This is a genomic window from Mycobacteroides franklinii, assembly GCF_001853795.1.
Taxonomy (GTDB): Bacteria; Actinomycetota; Actinomycetes; order Mycobacteriales; family Mycobacteriaceae; genus Mycobacterium; species Mycobacterium franklinii.
Genome location: NZ_MLIK01000024.1, coordinates 707,593 through 725,123, shown reverse-complemented (window position 1 = coordinate 725,123; position 17,531 = coordinate 707,593). Strand labels below are relative to the sequence as shown.

Genomic DNA, 17,531 nt, shown 5'->3' with positions numbered 1-17,531 from the left:
ATGATCGGCATAGTCGCGCTGGCGATCGGGGTGGTTCTGGGGTTGGTGTTTCACCCGAACGTGCCTGACGCCGTCGCCCCGTACTTGCCGATCGCGGTCGTGGCGGCCCTCGACGCACTCTTCGGTGGCGCTCGGGCCTACCTGGATCAGATATTCGATTCGAAGGTCTTCGTGGTGTCCTTCGTCTTCAACGTGCTGGTGGCGGCGCTGATCGTGTTCGTGGGCGACCAGCTCGGAGTCGGTACACAGCTATCCACCGCCATCATCGTCGTTCTCGGCATCCGAATCTTCGGGAACGCTGCCGCCCTGCGGCGCAGGTTGTTTGGGGCGTGAGCCGGTGAACCAATCCCATCCCGCACAGCCGGATTCACGACACGAACCACATCCCGGCAAGCACGAAATGCCCAAGACGCGTCGGCCGCCGACGCGCAGTCAGATCACCTTCGGCGTGCTGGGTGTGGCACTGTGCGCGCTGCTGGGCCTGGCGATCACCACCCAGGTACGTCAGACCGAATCGGGCGACGGGCTCGATACCGCTCGGCCTGCCGATTTGCTCGTGCTACTCGACTCCTTGCAGCAGCGAGACGCCAACCTCAACAAGGAGATCGCGGATCTGCAACAGAGCCTGATCACCATGCGCGCCAGCGGAACCGGTAATCAGGCCGTGATCAACGACGCCAAGGCGCGGCTGTCCGCGCTGTCCATCATGGCGGGGACCGTCGGCGCCACCGGACCGGGCGTCGTCCTCACCATCACCGATCCCGGGCAGGGACTGGGCGCGGAAACGCTCCTCGACATCGTCAACGAGCTGCGGGCGGCCGGAGCCGAGGCCATCGAGATCAGGGCGGGCGACAAATCCGTACGCGTCGGTGCCGATTCGTGGGTCATCGGCACCCCCGGACAACTCGTCGTGGACGGCACGGCCCTGGCGCCCCCGTATTCGGTTCTGGCGATAGGCGATCCACCGACACTCGCGGCGGCGATGAACATTCCCGGCGGCGCCGTCGACACCGTCTCGCGGGTGGGCGGCAGCGTTACCATCGACCAGCCGGCCCGCGTTGACATCACCACCTTGCGAGAACCGAAACCTCGCCAATACGCTCAGCCCGGCAAGTAGCCCTGAGGGCCCAGCGACTACACAGACCACTGACCGAGAGCAAGGACGACTCACCGTGACCGAAATTCCCGCCGACCTGCATTACACCGAGGAACACGAATGGGTGCGGCGCACCGGCGAAACCACCGTGCGCATCGGAATCACCGACTACGCACAGTCGCAACTCGGTGACGTGGTGTTTGTCCAGCTCCCGGATGCCGGCTCCGATCTGACCGCCGGCTCCACATTCGGCGAGGTGGAATCCACGAAATCGGTATCTGACCTGTTCGCGCCCATCACCGCGAAAGTCGTTGCCGCGAATGGCGATTTGGACTCCAACCCGCAGCTGGTCAATTCGGATCCCTACGGCGAGGGCTGGTTGGTCGACCTTGAAGCCGCCAGCGCGGCCGATCTCGATGCGGCTCTTAATGACCTCTTAGACGCATCGGGATATGGTGACGCCACCGATTAGGAGGGCACAGGTTCTCCAACCAGTCCGACGGCCATAATTTCGGGTGGACCACTGGCGGATACGGCAGAGGTGACCCGTTACGGGCAGTCAGACGGTACGGTCGGAAACGAGCGGCAATGAACGCTCGCCGCGAAGAGCATGAGGGCAGATGAGGGTCGCGATGAGCATCACGCTCAGCGAGATCCGCACTGACAATCGAATCCTCCCAGGGGCGAGGAAGAAGGAGCGATGGTGACCGATAACGACAAGGACGACACGTCAGGCGAGGTCACCGCGGAGACGACCTCGGTGTTCCGCGCCGATTTCGCCACCGAGCTGGAGGCGCCCGCTCAGGCCGGTGGCGACGTGTCCGGTGTCGAAGGATTGCCCGCCGGATCGGCACTGTTGGTGGTCAAGCGCGGCCCCAACGCCGGATCACGCTTTCTGCTCGATCAGGCAACCACATCGGCCGGACGGCACCCCGATAGCGACATCTTCCTCGATGACGTCACGGTGAGCCGTCGTCACGCCGAATTCCGGCTTGACAGTGACGAATTCCAGGTCGTGGACGTGGGCAGCCTGAACGGCACCTACGTCAACCGCGAGCCCGTCGATTCGGCGGTCCTCGCCAACGGCGACGAAGTGCAGATCGGAAAGTTCCGGCTGGTCTTCCTGACCGGACCGAAGTCGGCCGGCGATGATTCCGCCTCGGGTGGCCAGTGACAGCTCCCGACCGGCCGGCTCTCACCGGAATGTCGATCGGGTCGGTACTCGACCTGTTGCGTCCGGAGTTTCCGGACGTCACGATCTCGAAGATTCGATTCCTCGAATCGGAGGGACTGGTTACCCCGTCGCGTAGCGCGTCGGGGTATCGCCGGTTTTCGGCCTATGACGCCGAGCGGCTGCGTTTCATCCTGACCGCGCAACGCGATCACTACCTGCCGTTGAAGGTGATCAAGGAGCAGCTCGACGCGCAGCCCGACGGGGCGTTGCCCGATGTGGCGGGCTTCAGCGGCCCCAGGCTGTTCGCCATCACCGACGGTGACGACACCAACGGTGTTGCCCGTCAAGGATTCCCATCCTCCTCGCGGCCCAGCCGGCTGAGCCGCGAGGATCTACTGTCGCGCTCGGGCGCCGACGAGGTGCTGCTGACCTCGCTCATCAAGGCAGGGATCATCACGGCCGGACCCGGCGGATTTTTCGACGAGTACACGGTGCTGATCGTCCAGTGCGCCGCCGAGCTGGCCGACTACGGCGTCGAGCCGCGGCACCTGCGCACCTTCCGGTCGGCCGTCGATCGTGAGACCGACCTGATCGCCCAGATAGTGGGCCCGACCGTCAAGGCCAACAAGGCAGGAGCGCGCGACCGCGCCGATGACCTGATCCGGGAAGTGGCGGCGCTGTCGATCGCGCTCCACGGCGCCATGATCAAGTCCGCGGTGCGCGGCGTCCTCGATCGCTGAGTACTAGACTCGCGGTACGACAGAAGTACTGGTGTTGGAGGCACGATGAGCGAAGTTCGAGTCGTGGGAATCCGCGTGGAACAGCCCCAGAACCAGCCGGTGTTGTTGCTGCGCGAGTCCGCGGGGGATCGTTACCTGCCGATTTGGATCGGCCAGTCGGAGGCTGCTGCCATCGCACTGGAGCAACAAGGGGTGGAGCCGTCGCGGCCGCTCACCCATGACCTGATTCGTGATCTCATTGTGGCCCTTGGGCATTCACTCAAGGAAGTCCGGATTGTGGATCTGCAAGAGGGCACGTTCTACGCGGATCTGGTGTTCGACAGCGACATCCGAGTGTCCGCGCGGCCATCGGATTCGGTGGCGATCGCGCTGCGTGTCGGGGTGCCGATCTACGTCGAGGAAGCGGTGCTCGCCGAGGCGGGCTTGATCATTCCCGACGAGGACGACGAGGACTCCGGCGGAGCGCTGCGCGAAGACGAGGTGGAGAAGTTCAAGGAGTTCCTGGACAGCGTCTCGCCCGATGACTTCAAGGCCACGGAAGGCCCGTGACAGGGCCTTAAGTAACGAGTAAGTCTCAACCTGACCTTGACAGTCGCAGCCCGGGCGCGTCGCATTGACCGTAATTTCACGCGGGTCATAATTTGACTCAGCGGCCGGCACGGGGCAGCGCAAGGGGCGTATGCTCGGAGAATTCGTGCTTGGACGAACGCACTACCGGCGGACTCGGTACCGTGAGATCTCTCAGGGGATTTCTCAGGACCGCGCCACGAGAGCCGGCGAAGCGATCGGCGAGAGGGAGCAGAAGTGGTCGAACAGCCGCATGAGGGGCAGCTGGAGATGACGCTGGAGTCAGGAGCGGCGGGTTCGTCCGAGTCCTCCGAGTCCTCCGCGTCTTCCGGGCCTGTTCAGCCGGGTCTCTTCCCGGATAACTCGGTTCCCGATCAGCTCGTCGGCTACCGCGGCCCGAGCGCCTGCCAGGTTGCTGGCATCACCTACCGCCAGCTGGACTACTGGGCCCGCACCTCGCTCGTGGTTCCCTCGATTCGTGGCGCCGCCGGCTCGGGTAGCCAGCGCCTGTACTCGTTCAAGGACATCCTGGTCCTGAAGATCGTCAAGCGACTGCTGGACACCGGTATCTCGCTGCAGAACATCCGCGTCGCCGTCGAGCACCTGCGCCAGCGCGGTGTCGAGGACCTGGCCAACATCACACTGTTCTCGGACGGCACCACCGTCTACGAGTGCACTTCCGCCGAAGAGGTCGTCGACCTGCTGCAGGGCGGGCAGGGTGTGTTCGGCATCGCGGTCAGCGGTGCCATGCGCGAACTGACCGGCGCCATCGCCGAGTTCCCCGGGGAGCGTGCCGACGGCGGCGAAGCCATCGAGGCGCCGGAGGACGAATTGGCCTCTCGCCGCAAGGATCGCGCCCGCAAGATCGGCTGATCGGGCGCCGCAGTCGCTCCGGTCTGAACCAGCTCGTTAACTGGCGTAAACTGGTCCCGCATCGCCCGTGGGCGGGAGAGTGTCGTGACCGCCAGTCATGACCGCCGAAGGAGCAACACCTCTCCGTCAATCTCTCAGGCCCCCGAACCGCTCTCGGCCCCGATGCCTCTGAAAAGCGGTGATCCGGTTGTACGACCGGACCGCCCGCCGACGGGGAAAGGCGCCTAGCTGGAGATTCACCAGCTAGGACGACCGAATCTCTCAGGCACCCGGCACGGGTTGATGACAGAGGGAGGGGAGACGCTGTCGCGTGCCTGCCGCGCGACTCGACCCTCCGGGAGCGCCATGACGTTCGCTGACCGCCACATCGGTCCGACCACCGCCGATATCGACACCATGCTCGCCACCATCGGCGTAGCCAGCCTCGACGAGCTCGCCGACAAGGCGGTTCCGGCCAGCATCCTGGACGCACTGCACGGCGGACTAGCCGGCGGACTCGACGCGCTTCCCGCAGCAGCCTCCGAACACGAAGCCCTGGACGCGCTGCGAAAACTTGCCGGTCACAACACGATTGCCGTGTCCATGATCGGGCAGGGCTACTTCGACACGCTCACCCCGCCGGTGCTGCGCCGCCATATCCTGGAAAACCCGGCGTGGTACACCGCGTACACGCCCTACCAGCCGGAGATCAGCCAGGGCCGCCTCGAGGCATTGCTGAACTTCCAGACCATGGTCGCCGAGCTCACCGGTCTGGATATCGCGAACGCCTCCATGCTCGACGAGGGCACCGCGGCCGCGGAGGCGATGACGCTCATGCATCGCGCCGTGAAGTCCGGTTCCCATCGCCTCGTGGTCGATGCCGATGTGTACGGACAGACCGCCGCCGTGATCGCCACCCGCGCCGAACCACTCGGCATCGAGGTGATGACCGCCGATCTCACCGCAGGACTGCCCGACGGAGAGTTCTTCGGAGTAGTAGTGCAGCTGCCCGGCGCGTCCGGGGTGGTGCGCGACTGGACGTCGCTGATCTCCGAGGCCCATGAGCGCGGCGCGTTGGTGGCGGTCGGCGCCGACCTGCTGGCCCTCACCCTTGTTGCCCCGCCCGGAGACATCGGCGCCGACGTCGCCTTTGGCACCACGCAGCGTTTCGGTGTACCCATGGGATTCGGCGGACCGCACGCCGGATACCTCGCGGTGCACACCGCGCATGCCCGTCAACTGCCGGGACGCCTCGTCGGGGTATCGGTGGATGCGGATGGCTCACCCGCGTATCGACTCTCGTTGCAGACCCGCGAACAGCACATCCGTCGCGACAAGGCCACCAGCAATATCTGTACCGCGCAGGTGTTACTGGCCGTGATGGCCGCCATGTACGCGAGCTACCACGGACCAGAAGGGTTGCGCGCCATCGCCACCCGGGTCCATCGCAATGCGCAGCTGCTGGCTTCCGGGCTGACCCGCGACGGCCACACCGTGGTGCACGACCATTTCTTCGACACCGTGCTGGTGCACGTGCCCGGCAAGGCCGCTCAGATCCAGGCCGCCGCCAAGGCAGAGGGAGTCAACATCTGGTGCCCCGACGGCGACCACGTCTCGATCGCCTGCGATGAGGCGACGACGCTGCCGCACCTGGTCTCGGTGCTGCGAGCATTCGGAACCGAGATGTTCGACGGCACCCTGGAGGCCCCGCACACCTCGGACATCGCGACCCGCGACTCCGATTATCTGACTCATCCGGCGTTCAACCGCTACCACAGCGAGACGGAGATGATGCGGTACCTGCGTGCGCTGTCCGACAAGGACATCGCGTTGGACCGCAGCATGATTCCGCTCGGCTCCTGCACCATGAAGCTCAACGCCGCCGCAGAGATGGAACCCATCACCTGGCCACAGTTCGCCGCACAGCATCCGTTCGCGCCCGCGAGCGATTCACGCGGGCTGCGCACCCTGATCGCCGATCTCGAGGGTTGGCTGGCCGATATCACCGGCTACGACACGGTGAGCTTGCAGCCCAACGCCGGATCGCAGGGTGAATACGCGGGTCTGCTGGCCATCCGGCAGTACCACATCGACCGTGGCGACAGCGATCGCGACGTGTGCCTGATCCCGTCGAGTGCGCACGGCACCAACGCTGCCTCGGCCGCGCTGGCCGGCATGCGCGTTGTGGTGGTGGCATGCCGCGAGAACGGCGACGTCGACCTGGACGACCTGCGCGAGAAAATCACCAAGAATGCCAGTGCGCTGTCCGCGATCATGATCACCTATCCGTCTACTCACGGTGTCTACGAACACGACATCGCCGACATCTGCGCGGCCGTGCACGATGCCGGGGGACAGGTGTACGTCGACGGTGCCAATCTGAACGCTCTTGTCGGGCTTGCCCGCCCCGGACGCTTCGGCGGCGACGTCAGCCACCTGAACCTGCACAAGACGTTCTGCATCCCCCACGGCGGCGGGGGCCCCGGCGTCGGGCCCGTCGCGGTGCGCAGCCACCTCGCGCAGTACCTGCCGGGGCACCCGTACGCCGACGAATTGCCCGGTGGCGCCGTCGTCTCTTCGGCGCCCTACGGTTCGGCATCGATCCTGCCGATCACCTGGGCCTACATCCGGATGATGGGCCCCGACGGCCTGCGGGCGGCATCACTGACGGCGATCGCCTCGGCCAACTACCTGGCGCGACGTCTCGATGAGTACTACCCGGTGCTCTACACCGGCGACAACGGCATGGTGGCCCACGAGTGCATCCTGGACCTGCGGGACATCACCAAGAACACCGGAGTCACCGTCGACGATGTCGCAAAGCGCCTGGCGGACTACGGTTTCCACGCACCGACGATGAGCTTCCCGGTGGCCGGCACGCTCATGGTGGAGCCCACCGAAAGTGAGAGCCTGGCCGAAGTGGACGCCTTCTGCGAGGCCATGATCGCGATCAAGGCCGAGATCGACAAGGTCGGTTCCGGAGTCTGGCCGGTGGAGGACAACCCGCTGCGCGGGGCGCCGCACACCGCCGAATCCCTCATCGCCGACGAGTGGAACCACCCCTACAGCCGGGCCGAGGCCGCCTACCCGCTGGGCAAGGGGTTCCGCCCCAAGGTGTGGCCGCCGGTACGTCGCATCGACGGAGCCTACGGAGACCGGAACCTGGTGTGCTCCTGCCCACCGATCGAGGCGTTCGCCGAGTAGTACGACGAGCAGGCGCTCGGTCCTCCATAACCCGAGGATGTGGAAGGACCAAGCGCCTGCTCGCGGGGGCGCTAGGACATGAAGCGGGTGATGGCCGCAACCAGCTCCGGGCTGTTCGAGGCCGGAATGTTCTGATAGGCGCCGCCGGTCTGCTGCGCGAGCGCCTGCCAAGTCTGCTGATCGGAGTCGCCACCGAAGTCGATCACGTTGATGCGCACCGGTTTCGCCGGATCCTTGAGCCGGTTGATGGTGTCGATCAGGCCCTGACCATCCAAGGTTTGGTCGGTGTGCGAACGCCCGGCCACCACCAACACCGAGTTGACCTGGTTGGGGCGGAAACCACCCACGGCGTCCTGATACAGCGCCCGCAGCGTCGTGTACGCCACCGCGCCATTGCCGGTGGGCTGCAGCGCCGTCAGCGCATCGGCGACGCTCTGCGAACGGGGCATGCCTTCCACGTCATCGCCGGCGCCACCGAGGCGCACCACGGTGTTGCCTTCCTTGCCGTCGTATACCCACAGGCCGACACCCGAAGTCGGAGCGATGGCACGAACCCTATTCGCCAGTGCCCCGGTGATATCGGACAGCTTCACATCGGGAGCGGGTGAGGAAGAAAGCATGATCGTCGTGGTCCCGGACCCCGTCGAGGTGCCCTCGGCCAGTGCGACGCGCACCTTGTCCTCAATGGTCAGCGGCGTTTCGATCTTGGCGAAGGTCACCACATCACTACTGGGCAGGTCCGCGCCATCGGCGCGGAAACCCGCGGCCGCCAGATCCTTGAGCTGGTCCTTGTCACCCAGGAAACGCGAGAACTGGCTTGCCGCCGTGTGCTGCTCCTCGGAGAGCCACGGACCATCCAGCTGCACAGTGGGGTAGTCGGCGATCGGGGTGGCCCCGGCAGGTTGCCATGCGGCGATGACCTTCTTGGCGTCACCGTTGCTGCGAGTCCGGGCATAAAGCTGCTGCTCGGTGGTGACCACCGCATGGACCGCGGCACCGGGCTGCTCGCCGCCATCGAGCAGCGCGCCGATGGCATCGGACAGGTTGTTCGCGGGCAGCTTGGGAGCCGTCGCCGCCAACGATGTGGCCGCACCCGCCCCCAGCTCGGGCGAGTCACCCGGGCGGACACTGGCCGCCGCCACCGCTTCGGCGGCGAGCTGCGTCGCATCGGCGTTGCCGCTCGACGGCAGCGCCAACCGCAGCGAACCCCAGCCCGGAAGGCCGAAACCGTCGAGCGAGTTCGGAACATTCTGCAGCGCAGGTACATCCGCCCAGGTCTTGTCGCCGGGAATGGCCTGGCGCAGCTTCGGCGTCATCGCAATGACGACGGGCGAACTCACCAAGGACCGGCTGTCACTGACGATATTGGTCTTCGAGGCCGCCTTCAGGCGTGCCGAAGAGATCGAGCTGCCCGGGATCCACAAGGCCGGTTGCTCACCGAGCTCGGCGGGCCACTGACCTGTCAGCCCCTTGATCACATTGGCGGTATCCGCGGGACGCACCGAGACGGTGAAGCAGTAGTCGCCGATCACCTCGTGTTTCTTGTTGAACCGCTCCGACAACTCGCCGATCCGGTCCGCGATCGACGGGTCAGCAACCACGGCGATGGCGTTGTTTCCGTGCACGCAGGTGGCCGCGGCCTCGGCTTGGTTGTCGGTGGTCCGCCGGTCGAAGTACCACCACAGACCGATGGACAGGGCCACCACCAGTACCGCCGCGACGACGCCGATCAATCCCTTACTGACGCCCCAGTTGCTGCCACCACTGCGGCGATGAGACCGCTGCCAGCTGCCCGTATCCAATCCCGCACTGTCGAAGCTGCCCGTTCCCGGACTGTCGAGTCCTGGACCGTCGAAATCCGGTCCGGAGCTCGCTTCGTGGCCTGGCTGAGGGTCCGCGACCCAACCGTCGTTGTCGTCCGGATCGTTTGGGCTACCCGACCCAGATGCGCTGTGCCTGCCCATGTGTTGTCGCGACCCTTCTGATCGTGTCTAAGTACTTGTCCAGCGGCGGTCCATGAGCCGCGCTGCGCGTCGGCCCGAGTCTACTGTCCCAGACCCCATGAACCACGGCACGCGACACCAAATCGCGGCCAAACCGACACTCAGTAGACAAGGACGGCAACGGCCTCCGACGAGATCCAGGCACGTCGGAGGCGCTGTCCGCTACTTGGCCCCTGCGGCCTTGTACTCGCGGCGACGCCGGTGCAGGATCGGCTCGGTGTACCCGTTCGGCTGGTCCTTGCCCTCCAGGATGAGCTCCTTGGCGGCCTGGAAGGCAATGTTGCTGTCGAAGTCCGGCGCCAACGGCCGGTAGTCCTTGTCGCCGGCGTTCTGCCGATCGACAATCGGGGCCATCCGCTTGAGACCCTCGACCACCTCGTCCTCGGTGATGACATCGTGACGCAGCCAGTTGGCCAGCAGCTGGCTGGAGATGCGCAGGGTGGCACGGTCTTCCATCAGCGCCACGTCGTGGATATCCGGAACCTTGGAGCAGCCGACACCCTGGTCGATCCAGCGGACCACGTAGCCCAGGATCGATTGGCAGTTGTTGTCGATTTCCTCGCGAATGTCCTCGGCGGTCCAGTCATGACGCGACTCGGCCAACGGAATGGTGAGCAAAGACTCCAGCTCGGCGCGGTGCTTACCCGCCAACTCCTGGTCCACTGCTTTGACGTCGACCTGGTGGTAGTGCAGCGCATGCAGAGTCGCCGCGGTGGGCGATGGCACCCACGCCGTGGTCGCACCCGCACGCGGCTGCGCGATCTTCTGCGCGACCATGTCTGCCATCAGATCCGGCATGGCCCACATGCCCTTGCCGATCTGAGCCTTGCCGGCCAACCCGGCGCCCAGTCCGGTGTCGACGTTGTGGTCCTCGTACGCCAGAATCCACGGCTGCGACTTCATGACGGCCTTGCGACACATCGGCCCGGCTTCCATCGAGGTGTGGATCTCGTCGCCGGTGCGGTCCAGGAAGCCGGTGTTGATGAACACCACGCGGTCCGAGGCGGCCTTGATGGCGGCCTTCAGGTTGACGGTGGTGCGGCGCTCCTCGTCCATGATGCCGACCTTGAGGGTGGCGTGCGGCAGTCCGAGCATCTCTTCGACACGACCGAACAGCTCCGCGGTGAAGGCCACCTCGTCCGGACCATGCATCTTGGGCTTGACGATGTAGATGGAGCCGGTGCGACTGTTCTTCAGGGCACCGTTCTTCTTGCCGGAACGCAGGCCATGGATGGCAATCAGGCTGGTGAACAGCGCGTCCTGGATGCCCTCGGGCATCTCGTTGCCTTCGGAGTCCACGATGGCGTCGTTGGTCATGAGGTGACCGACATTGCGGACGAACAGCAGACTGCGCCCGGGCAGAGTCACTTCGCCCTTGCCGTCGGGGGCGGTGAACACACGGTCCTCGTTGAGCACGCGGGTGAACGTCTTACCGCCCTTGGAGACCTCTTCGGACAGGTCGCCCTTGTTGAGTCCCAACCAGTTTCGGTATCCGAGCACCTTGTCCTCGGCGTCCACCGCCGCGACCGAGTCCTCGAAGTCCATGATCGTGGTGATCGCCGACTCCAGCACCACATCCTTGATGCCGGCCTTGTCGGTCGATCCGATGGGGGAGTCGGGGTCGATCAAGATCTCGATGTGCAGGCCGTGATTGATCAGCAGCACCGACCACTGCGGCTTGCCGAGCTTGCCGGTGTAGCCGATGAACTGGTCAGGTTTCTGGAGGCCCGTAGAGAAGTCGTCACCCAGCTCGACAAGCAGCTGACCGTCGTCGATCTTCAGGCCGACGGCGTCCTTCCATGACCCGGCCGCCAGCGGCGCCGCGCCATCGAGCACCTCACGGGCGTAGGCGATGACCTTGTCGCCACGGACCCTGTTGTACGACGAACCCTTTTCGGCGCCATCGGCTTCCGAGATGACGTCGGTGCCGTACAGCGCGTCGTAGAGGGAGCCCCAGCGTGCGTTGGCAGCGTTGAGTGCGAAACGTGCGTTGAGGATCGGCACCACCAACTGCGGCCCGGCCGTCGTGGTGATCTCGTCGTCCACGTTGGCGGTGGTGATGGTGAAGTCGTCGGGCTCGGGAACCAGGTAGCCGATCTCGGTGAGGAACTCCCGGTATGCCGACTGATCGAGCGGCTCGATGGCGCGCTGCCGGTGCCAGCGATCGACCTGAGTTTGCAGCTCGTCCCGTAGGTCCAGCAGCTCACGGTTCCGCGGAGCCAAATCGGTGACTACCTTGTCGACTCCAGCCCAGAAAGCGTCGGCATCCACTCCGGTGCCCGGAAGGGCCTCGTTGGTGATGAAGTCATAAAGCACCCGCGCCACGCGTAGGTTGCCCACATCGACGCGATCACTCATCGCAACTCCTTAGGGTTCTCGAGGGTCTGGGACCGAATGTCCTCGCGAATCGGTGAACATTGATCCTACTCATTGGTAGCCACCAACCCCGAAACTGCTCTATATGCGGTGAGTTCCGTCACGCACGGTGCCGACCAAATCCTCCACCAGATCCTCGAGTGTGACCAGGCCCACCACGCTGCCGTCGGTGGTCGACATGAGTGCCAGGTGGCTGTTGCTGCGACGCAGTGCCGACAGCGCCTCGGGCAGGGGGACCGAACCGTGCAAGCGCGGCAGCGGTCGAATGAAGGCGGGGTCGACGATCGCGTCCGGGTCGTCACCCATGGTCAGGACGTCCTTTATATGCAGATAGCCGAGGTAATCCCCGCGGGGCCCGATGACGGGAAATCGCGAAAATCCGGTCTCGGCCACCACCCGCTCCACGGCGGTGACGGACGGCGCCTGCGCCGAGCCCGATACGGCAATCGACCGTATCTGGTTAGCGGGCACGACGACGTCCGCGACCACACGATGCTGAATCTGCAGCGCACGGCGCAACCGGGTGTGTTCTTCCTCGTCCAGGAGGCCCTCCGACAGCGACTCCGCGATCATTTCGGAGAGCTCCACGGTGGACACGGTGACCTCGAGCTCGTCCTTCACCGGCACCTTGATGAGCCGCAACGCGGTGTTGGCGCACCAGTTGTAGAAGGCGATCAGGGGCCGCGCCAGCCGGATGTACACCAGGTAGGGCGGAATCAACAGCATGGCCGCCGACTCCGGGCCCGCGATGGCGATGTTCTTGGGCACCATCTCACCGAGCAGAACGTGCAGCAGCACCACGATCGACAGCGACACCACGAAGGCGACGGTGTGCATCACCGCCTGCGGTACGCCCAACAATTCGAAGGGCCGCTCCAGCAGGTGTGCGACCGCCGGTTCCCCGATGCGGCCCAACAGGATTGAACAGATGGTGATGCCAAGCTGGGCACCGGCCAGCATCAGCGACAGGTTCTGGCCCGCCATCATCACCGTCACGGCGCGCTTCTTGCCCGCCTCGGCCAGCGCCTCCAGCCGGTCCCGGCGCGCCGAGATCAGGGCGAATTCGGCACCGACGAAGAAGGCGTTCGCCAAAAGCAAGGCGGCGGTGAGTAGTACACCAAGTATGTCGCTGCCCATCGTGGTCAAACCCCCTGGCCGTCGGTGTCGGTCAGCTCGGTGAGCTCGATCTGGTCGATCCGGCGACCGTCCATACCCGCCACCCGAGCCCGCCATCGAGGCAGCTCGGCCGACGGATGGTCCGGGACGACCGCCGACAACTCGACGGTCTCACCCACCGTGGGGATGTGCCCGAGTTCCTGCAGCACCAGCCCGCCGATCGTTTCGTACTCGCCCTCGGGGGCCCGGTAACCGGTTGCCGCCGAAACCTCGTCGATGCGCAGCAGCCCCGACACCACCCAGCCGCCGCCGGAGGACACCACATCGGGAGTCGCGTCATCGTGTTCGTCGCGGACATCGCCCACGATCTCCTCGATCATGTCCTCGACCGTGACCAGCCCCGCAGTACCGCCGTACTCGTCGACAACCAGCGCGGTTTGCATGCCATTGGCCCGTACCTGCTCCATGACCGCGTCGCCGTCCAAGGTGGACGGCACCACCGCCACCGGCCGGGCCAGGCTCGCCAGTGTGGTGGTGGCACGCAGATCGCGTGGCACCTCGAAGATCTGCTTGACGTGGACGATCCCGATCGTCGCGTCAAGATCGCCTTCCGTGATCGGGAACCGCGAAAATCCGCTTGCGACGGCGATGGCGACCAGGTCAGCCACCGTGTCGGTCGCTTCCAGCGATTCGATCTCGGTGCGCGGGGTCATGAGTTCCTCGGCGGTGCGGCTGCCGAACCGCAGCGACCGATCAACCAGCACCGCGGTGGTTTCGTCCAGCGCGCCGCTGCGGGCCGAGGTGCGCACCAGCGATCCCAGCTCTTGTGGTGAGCGCGCCGAGCGCAGTTCCTCGGCCGGCTCGATGCCCATCCGGCGCAGCACCCAGTTGGCGATCCCGTTCAATGCCCGGATCGCGAAGGCGAACACCGCCGAGAACAGCACCATGGGGCCCGCGGTGGTGCGTGAGGTCGAAATGGGGCGTGCCAGCGCGAAGTTCTTCGGGACCAACTCACCGAAGATCATCGATACCGAGGTGGCGATGAGCAGCGCCAGCGCCAGCGATATCGCACTGCTGATGGCAATCCCGGTGTATCCGAACAGTTGCGACAGCAGGCGCGCGATCACCGGCTCGGCGAGGTATCCGGTGACCAGTGTGGTGATGGTGATGCCGAGCTGTGCCCCGGACAGCTGGAAAGACAGCGTGCTGTGCGCCCTTTTGACCAACCTGTCCCGGCTGTCACCCGTCTTGGCACGCGCCTCGATGGAGCTTCGTTCCAGCGCGGTCAACGAGAATTCTGCCGCCACGAAAAGGGCGGTGCCCGCGGTCAGCGCCACGATGGCAAGCAAGCTCAGCCCGGTGAGTAAGACCGTCACCGCTTGCTGGCCCCTTAGGTTGAGTGGTCACACGGTGTGACCATCATGAGGCTCAATGGTAACCGTGCAGGTCGCCGTGCGGTTACCAACCATCGGGAAGGGGGCGTCCCTCCGCGAATCCGGCGGCCGATTGGACACCCAGAACCACCCGCTCGTGCAGCTCGCCCAGCGTGCGCGCACCGACATAGGTGCAGGTACTGCGCACGCCCGAGATGATGTGGTCGATGAGGTCCTCCACGCCGGGACGCTGCGCGTCCAATTCGATCCGGGAGGTGGAAATGCCCTCCTCGAACAGGCTCTTACGTGCCTGGTCGAAGGCGCTGTCACCGGTGGTGCGGGCCGCGACGGCACGTTTGGACGCCATCCCGAAGCTGTCCTTGTACCGTCGGCCGCTGGGCGAGAGCTGCAGGTCACCCGGGGATTCGTGAGTTCCGGCGAACCAGGAGCCGATCATCACGTTGGCGGCGCCGGCCGCGAGCGCCAGGGCGACATCACGCGGGTGCCGAACCCCGCCGTCGGCCCACACGTGAGCACCGAGTTCTCTTGCCGCGGCTGCGCATTCGATGACCGCCGACAACTGCGGGCGACCCACTCCGGTCATCATCCGGGTGGTGCACATGGCACCCGGGCCCACACCGACCTTCACGATGTCGGCACCGGCCTGGATCAGATCGCGGGTGCCCTGTGCCGACACCACATTGCCCGCGGCGATAGGCACACCCAGCGACAATTCCGCGACCGAGGTGAGCACGTCGATCATCTTCTGCTGGTGCCCGTGCGCGGTGTCGATGACCAACAGATCCACCCCGGCCTGCACCAGGGCGGTCGCCTTGGCCCGGACATCGCCGTTGATCCCGACGGCGCCGGCGATGCGCAGCCGTCCTTCCGCGTCGACGGCGGGCGTGTACAGACCCGCCCGAATGGCTCCGGTGCGAGTGAGGATGCCGGCCATGGTTCCGTCCGGACGCGTCAGCACCGCCACCGGCACGTGCGCCTCGGCCAGCCGTTCGAAGATCGCCCGTGGATCGGTCCCTGTCGGCACCGTGACGAAATCGGTCGCCGCGATGTCGTGGACACGGGTGAACCTGTCGATACCGGTGCACGCGGTCTCGGTGACCAGCCCCAGCGGTTTGCCGTCCTCGAGTACCACCGCGGCCCCGTGCGATCGCTTGTGAATCAGCGCGATCGCCTCACCGGCCGAGTCGTCCGGCGCCAGCGTCACCGGAGTGTCGTAGACCAGGTCACGACTCTTGACGAACTCGACCGTCTGCGCGACGGCCTGTACCGGAAGATCCTGCGGTAACACGGTGATGCCGCCCCGACGGGCAACGGTCTCGGCCATCCGCCGTCCCGCCACCGCCGTCATGTTGGCCACCACGATGGGAATCGTGGTGCCGGTGCCGTCGGCGGTGGTCAGGTCGACATCGAAGCGCGAGGTGACATCCGAGTGGTTCGGCACCACGAAGACGTCGTCGTAGGTGAGGTCATACGGTGGCCGTTGCCCGTCCAGAAACTTCATGATGTGACTGCCTACGCCTCGTGTTCTGGCCTTACGCCTCGACCTCGCTGCGGTCGCCGCTCCAGAGCGTGTGGAATTTACCGGGGGAGTCGACACGCTCATAGGTGTGCGCACCAAAGAAGTCACGCTGCGCCTGGGTGAGTGCGGCGGGCAGGCGATCGGTGCGCAAACCGTCGTAGTACGACAGTGACGAGGCGAAGCCGGGGACCGGAATGCCCAGCTGCGTCGCCGTCACCACGACACGACGCCAGCTGTCGATGCCCTTCTCGACGGCGTCCCGGAAGTACGGGGCCGCAATGAGAGTCGGCAGATCGGGCTGCTCGGCGAACGCTTCCTTGACCCGGTTGAGGAACTGCGCGCGGATGATGCAGCCACCGCGCCAGATGGTGGCCAGGTCGCCGGGCTTGACATTCCAGTTGTATTCCTCGCTGCCCGCCGCGATCTGGTTGAACCCCTGTGCGTAGGCCACAATCTTGGAGGCGTACAGCGCCTGGCGCACGTCTTCGATGAACTGCTTTGCATCGCTTGGCTTTTCACCGAGCTGGCCGGCGGCGAAGCCGGCTGCTGCCGCGCGTTGCGGCCGCGATCCGGACAGCGCGCGGGCGAACACGGCCTCGGCGATACCCGTCACCGGCACCCCGAGATCGAGTGCTGACTTGACCGTCCAGCGGCCGGTGCCCTTCTGCTCGGCGGCATCGACGATGACGTCGACGAGCGGCTTACCGGTTTTTGCGTCCACCTGCTTGAGCACCTCGGCGGTGATCTCGATGAGGTAGCTCTCCAGCTCGCCCTTGTTCCATTCGGTGAAGACGTCGGCGATCTCCGGTGCGCTCATGCCGAGGCTGTCGCGCAGCAGCTGGTAAGCCTCGCCGATCAGCTGCATGTCCGAGTACTCGATGCCGTTGTGCACCATCTTCACGAAATGGCCGGAGCCGTCGGGGCCGATGTGGGTACAGCAGGGCACGCCGTCGACGTGTGCGGAGATCTCCTCCAGCAGCGGGCCGAGGGATTCGTAGGACTTCTTCGGCCCGCCCGGCATGATCGAGGGACCGTTCAGCGCGCCCTCTTCACCGCCCGAGATGCCCGCACCGACGAAGTGCAGGCCGCGGTCGGCCATCGCCTTCTCGCGGCGGATGGTGTCGGTGTAGAGCGAGTTGCCGCCGTCGATGATGATGTCGCCCGACTCCATGGCGTCGGCGAGCTCGTTGATCACCGCATCGGTCGGGTCACCGGCCTTGACCATGATGAGCACCCGGCGCGGGCGCTCCAGCGCCGCTACGAACTCCTCGATGCTTTCGCTGCGGACGAAGCTGCCCTCGGATCCGTGCTCGGCGAGCAGTGCGTCGGTCTTGGCCACCGATCGGTTGTGTAGTGCGACCGTGTAACCGTGCCGCGCGAAGTTGCGCGCGATATTCGATCCCATGACGGCCAAGCCCGTCACACCGATCTGAGCTTTACCCTGCGCCGAACCGTCTGCAGCCGTCACCAGCACATCCTTTCGTTGACGT

At 65.5% G+C, this 17,531-nt stretch carries 14 protein-coding genes and 1 riboswitch; of the genes, 8 read left to right on the top strand and 6 right to left on the bottom strand.

All coding sequences use genetic code 11. From position 1 onward, the window contains the following. The 8 genes from BKG76_RS22955 (at position 1) to gcvP (ending at position 7,633) form a co-directional block, all read left to right on the top strand. Complete coding sequence (locus BKG76_RS22955; protein ID WP_005058551.1) at positions 1-333, top strand: small basic family protein; 333 nt, start codon at positions 1-3, stop codon at positions 331-333. A gap of 4 nt (positions 334-337) precedes the next feature. Continuing rightward, positions 338-1,117 (top strand): DUF881 domain-containing protein, encoded by a 780-nt coding sequence (locus tag BKG76_RS22950; protein WP_070939970.1) that lies wholly within the window; start codon positions 338-340, stop codon positions 1,115-1,117. 55 nt (positions 1,118-1,172) lie between these two features. After that, positions 1,173-1,568 carry a glycine cleavage system protein GcvH gene (gcvH, locus tag BKG76_RS22945; RefSeq protein WP_070939969.1) on the top strand — a complete coding sequence of 132 codons (396 nt, stop codon included), beginning with the start codon at positions 1,173-1,175 and terminating at the stop codon, positions 1,566-1,568. Between the two features lie 228 nt (positions 1,569-1,796). After that, a complete protein-coding gene (garA, locus tag BKG76_RS22940) occupies positions 1,797-2,270 on the top strand; it encodes a glycogen accumulation regulator GarA (RefSeq protein WP_070939968.1) in 474 nt (157 codons plus the stop codon). Further along, a complete protein-coding gene (ftsR, locus tag BKG76_RS22935) occupies positions 2,267-3,010 on the top strand; it encodes a transcriptional regulator FtsR (RefSeq protein ID WP_070939967.1) in 744 nt (247 codons plus the stop codon). Before garA ends, ftsR begins: the two co-directional genes overlap by 4 nt. Positions 3,011-3,055: 45 nt before the next feature. Beyond that, on the top strand, positions 3,056-3,559 hold the full coding sequence (locus tag BKG76_RS22930; RefSeq protein ID WP_070939966.1) for a bifunctional nuclease family protein: 504 nt from the start codon (positions 3,056-3,058) through the stop codon (positions 3,557-3,559). 255 nt (positions 3,560-3,814) lie between these two features. After that, positions 3,815-4,450 (top strand): MerR family transcriptional regulator, encoded by a 636-nt coding sequence (locus tag BKG76_RS22925; RefSeq protein WP_070939965.1) that lies wholly within the window; start codon positions 3,815-3,817, stop codon positions 4,448-4,450. A 62-nt stretch (positions 4,451-4,512) separates the two neighbouring features. Next, a riboswitch (glycine riboswitch) is annotated at positions 4,513-4,610 on the top strand. A gap of 185 nt (positions 4,611-4,795) precedes the next feature. Next, positions 4,796-7,633 (top strand): aminomethyl-transferring glycine dehydrogenase, encoded by a 2,838-nt coding sequence (gcvP, locus tag BKG76_RS22920; RefSeq protein WP_070939964.1) that lies wholly within the window; start codon positions 4,796-4,798, stop codon positions 7,631-7,633. Between the two features lie 71 nt (positions 7,634-7,704). On the opposite strand, the gene BKG76_RS22915 is transcribed toward gcvP, so the two are convergent. The 6 genes from BKG76_RS22915 to gndA all read right to left on the bottom strand — a co-directional run bounded on the left by BKG76_RS22915 (position 7,705) and on the right by gndA (position 17,509). Beyond that, entirely contained in the window at positions 7,705-9,597 is a 1,893-nt protein-coding gene (locus BKG76_RS22915) for a substrate-binding domain-containing protein (protein WP_070939963.1), read from the bottom strand. A gap of 201 nt (positions 9,598-9,798) precedes the next feature. After that, on the bottom strand, positions 9,799-11,994 hold the full coding sequence (locus BKG76_RS22910; protein ID WP_070939962.1) for a malate synthase G: 2,196 nt from the start codon (positions 11,992-11,994) through the stop codon (positions 9,799-9,801). A gap of 99 nt (positions 11,995-12,093) precedes the next feature. Further along, on the bottom strand, positions 12,094-13,149 hold the full coding sequence (locus BKG76_RS22905; protein ID WP_070939961.1) for a hemolysin family protein: 1,056 nt from the start codon (positions 13,147-13,149) through the stop codon (positions 12,094-12,096). A gap of 5 nt (positions 13,150-13,154) precedes the next feature. After that, positions 13,155-14,504: a hemolysin family protein gene (locus BKG76_RS22900; RefSeq protein WP_070939960.1), complete on the bottom strand. Its 1,350-nt coding sequence runs from the start codon at positions 14,502-14,504 to the stop codon at positions 13,155-13,157. Positions 14,505-14,586: 82 nt separating this feature from the next. After that, complete coding sequence (locus BKG76_RS22895) at positions 14,587-16,023, bottom strand: GuaB1 family IMP dehydrogenase-related protein (protein ID WP_070939959.1); 1,437 nt, start codon at positions 16,021-16,023, stop codon at positions 14,587-14,589. A gap of 31 nt (positions 16,024-16,054) precedes the next feature. Then, positions 16,055-17,509 carry an NADP-dependent phosphogluconate dehydrogenase gene (gene gndA, locus BKG76_RS22890; protein WP_070940080.1) on the bottom strand — a complete coding sequence of 485 codons (1,455 nt, stop codon included), beginning with the start codon at positions 17,507-17,509 and terminating at the stop codon, positions 16,055-16,057. Positions 17,510-17,531: the final 22 nt, after the last annotated feature.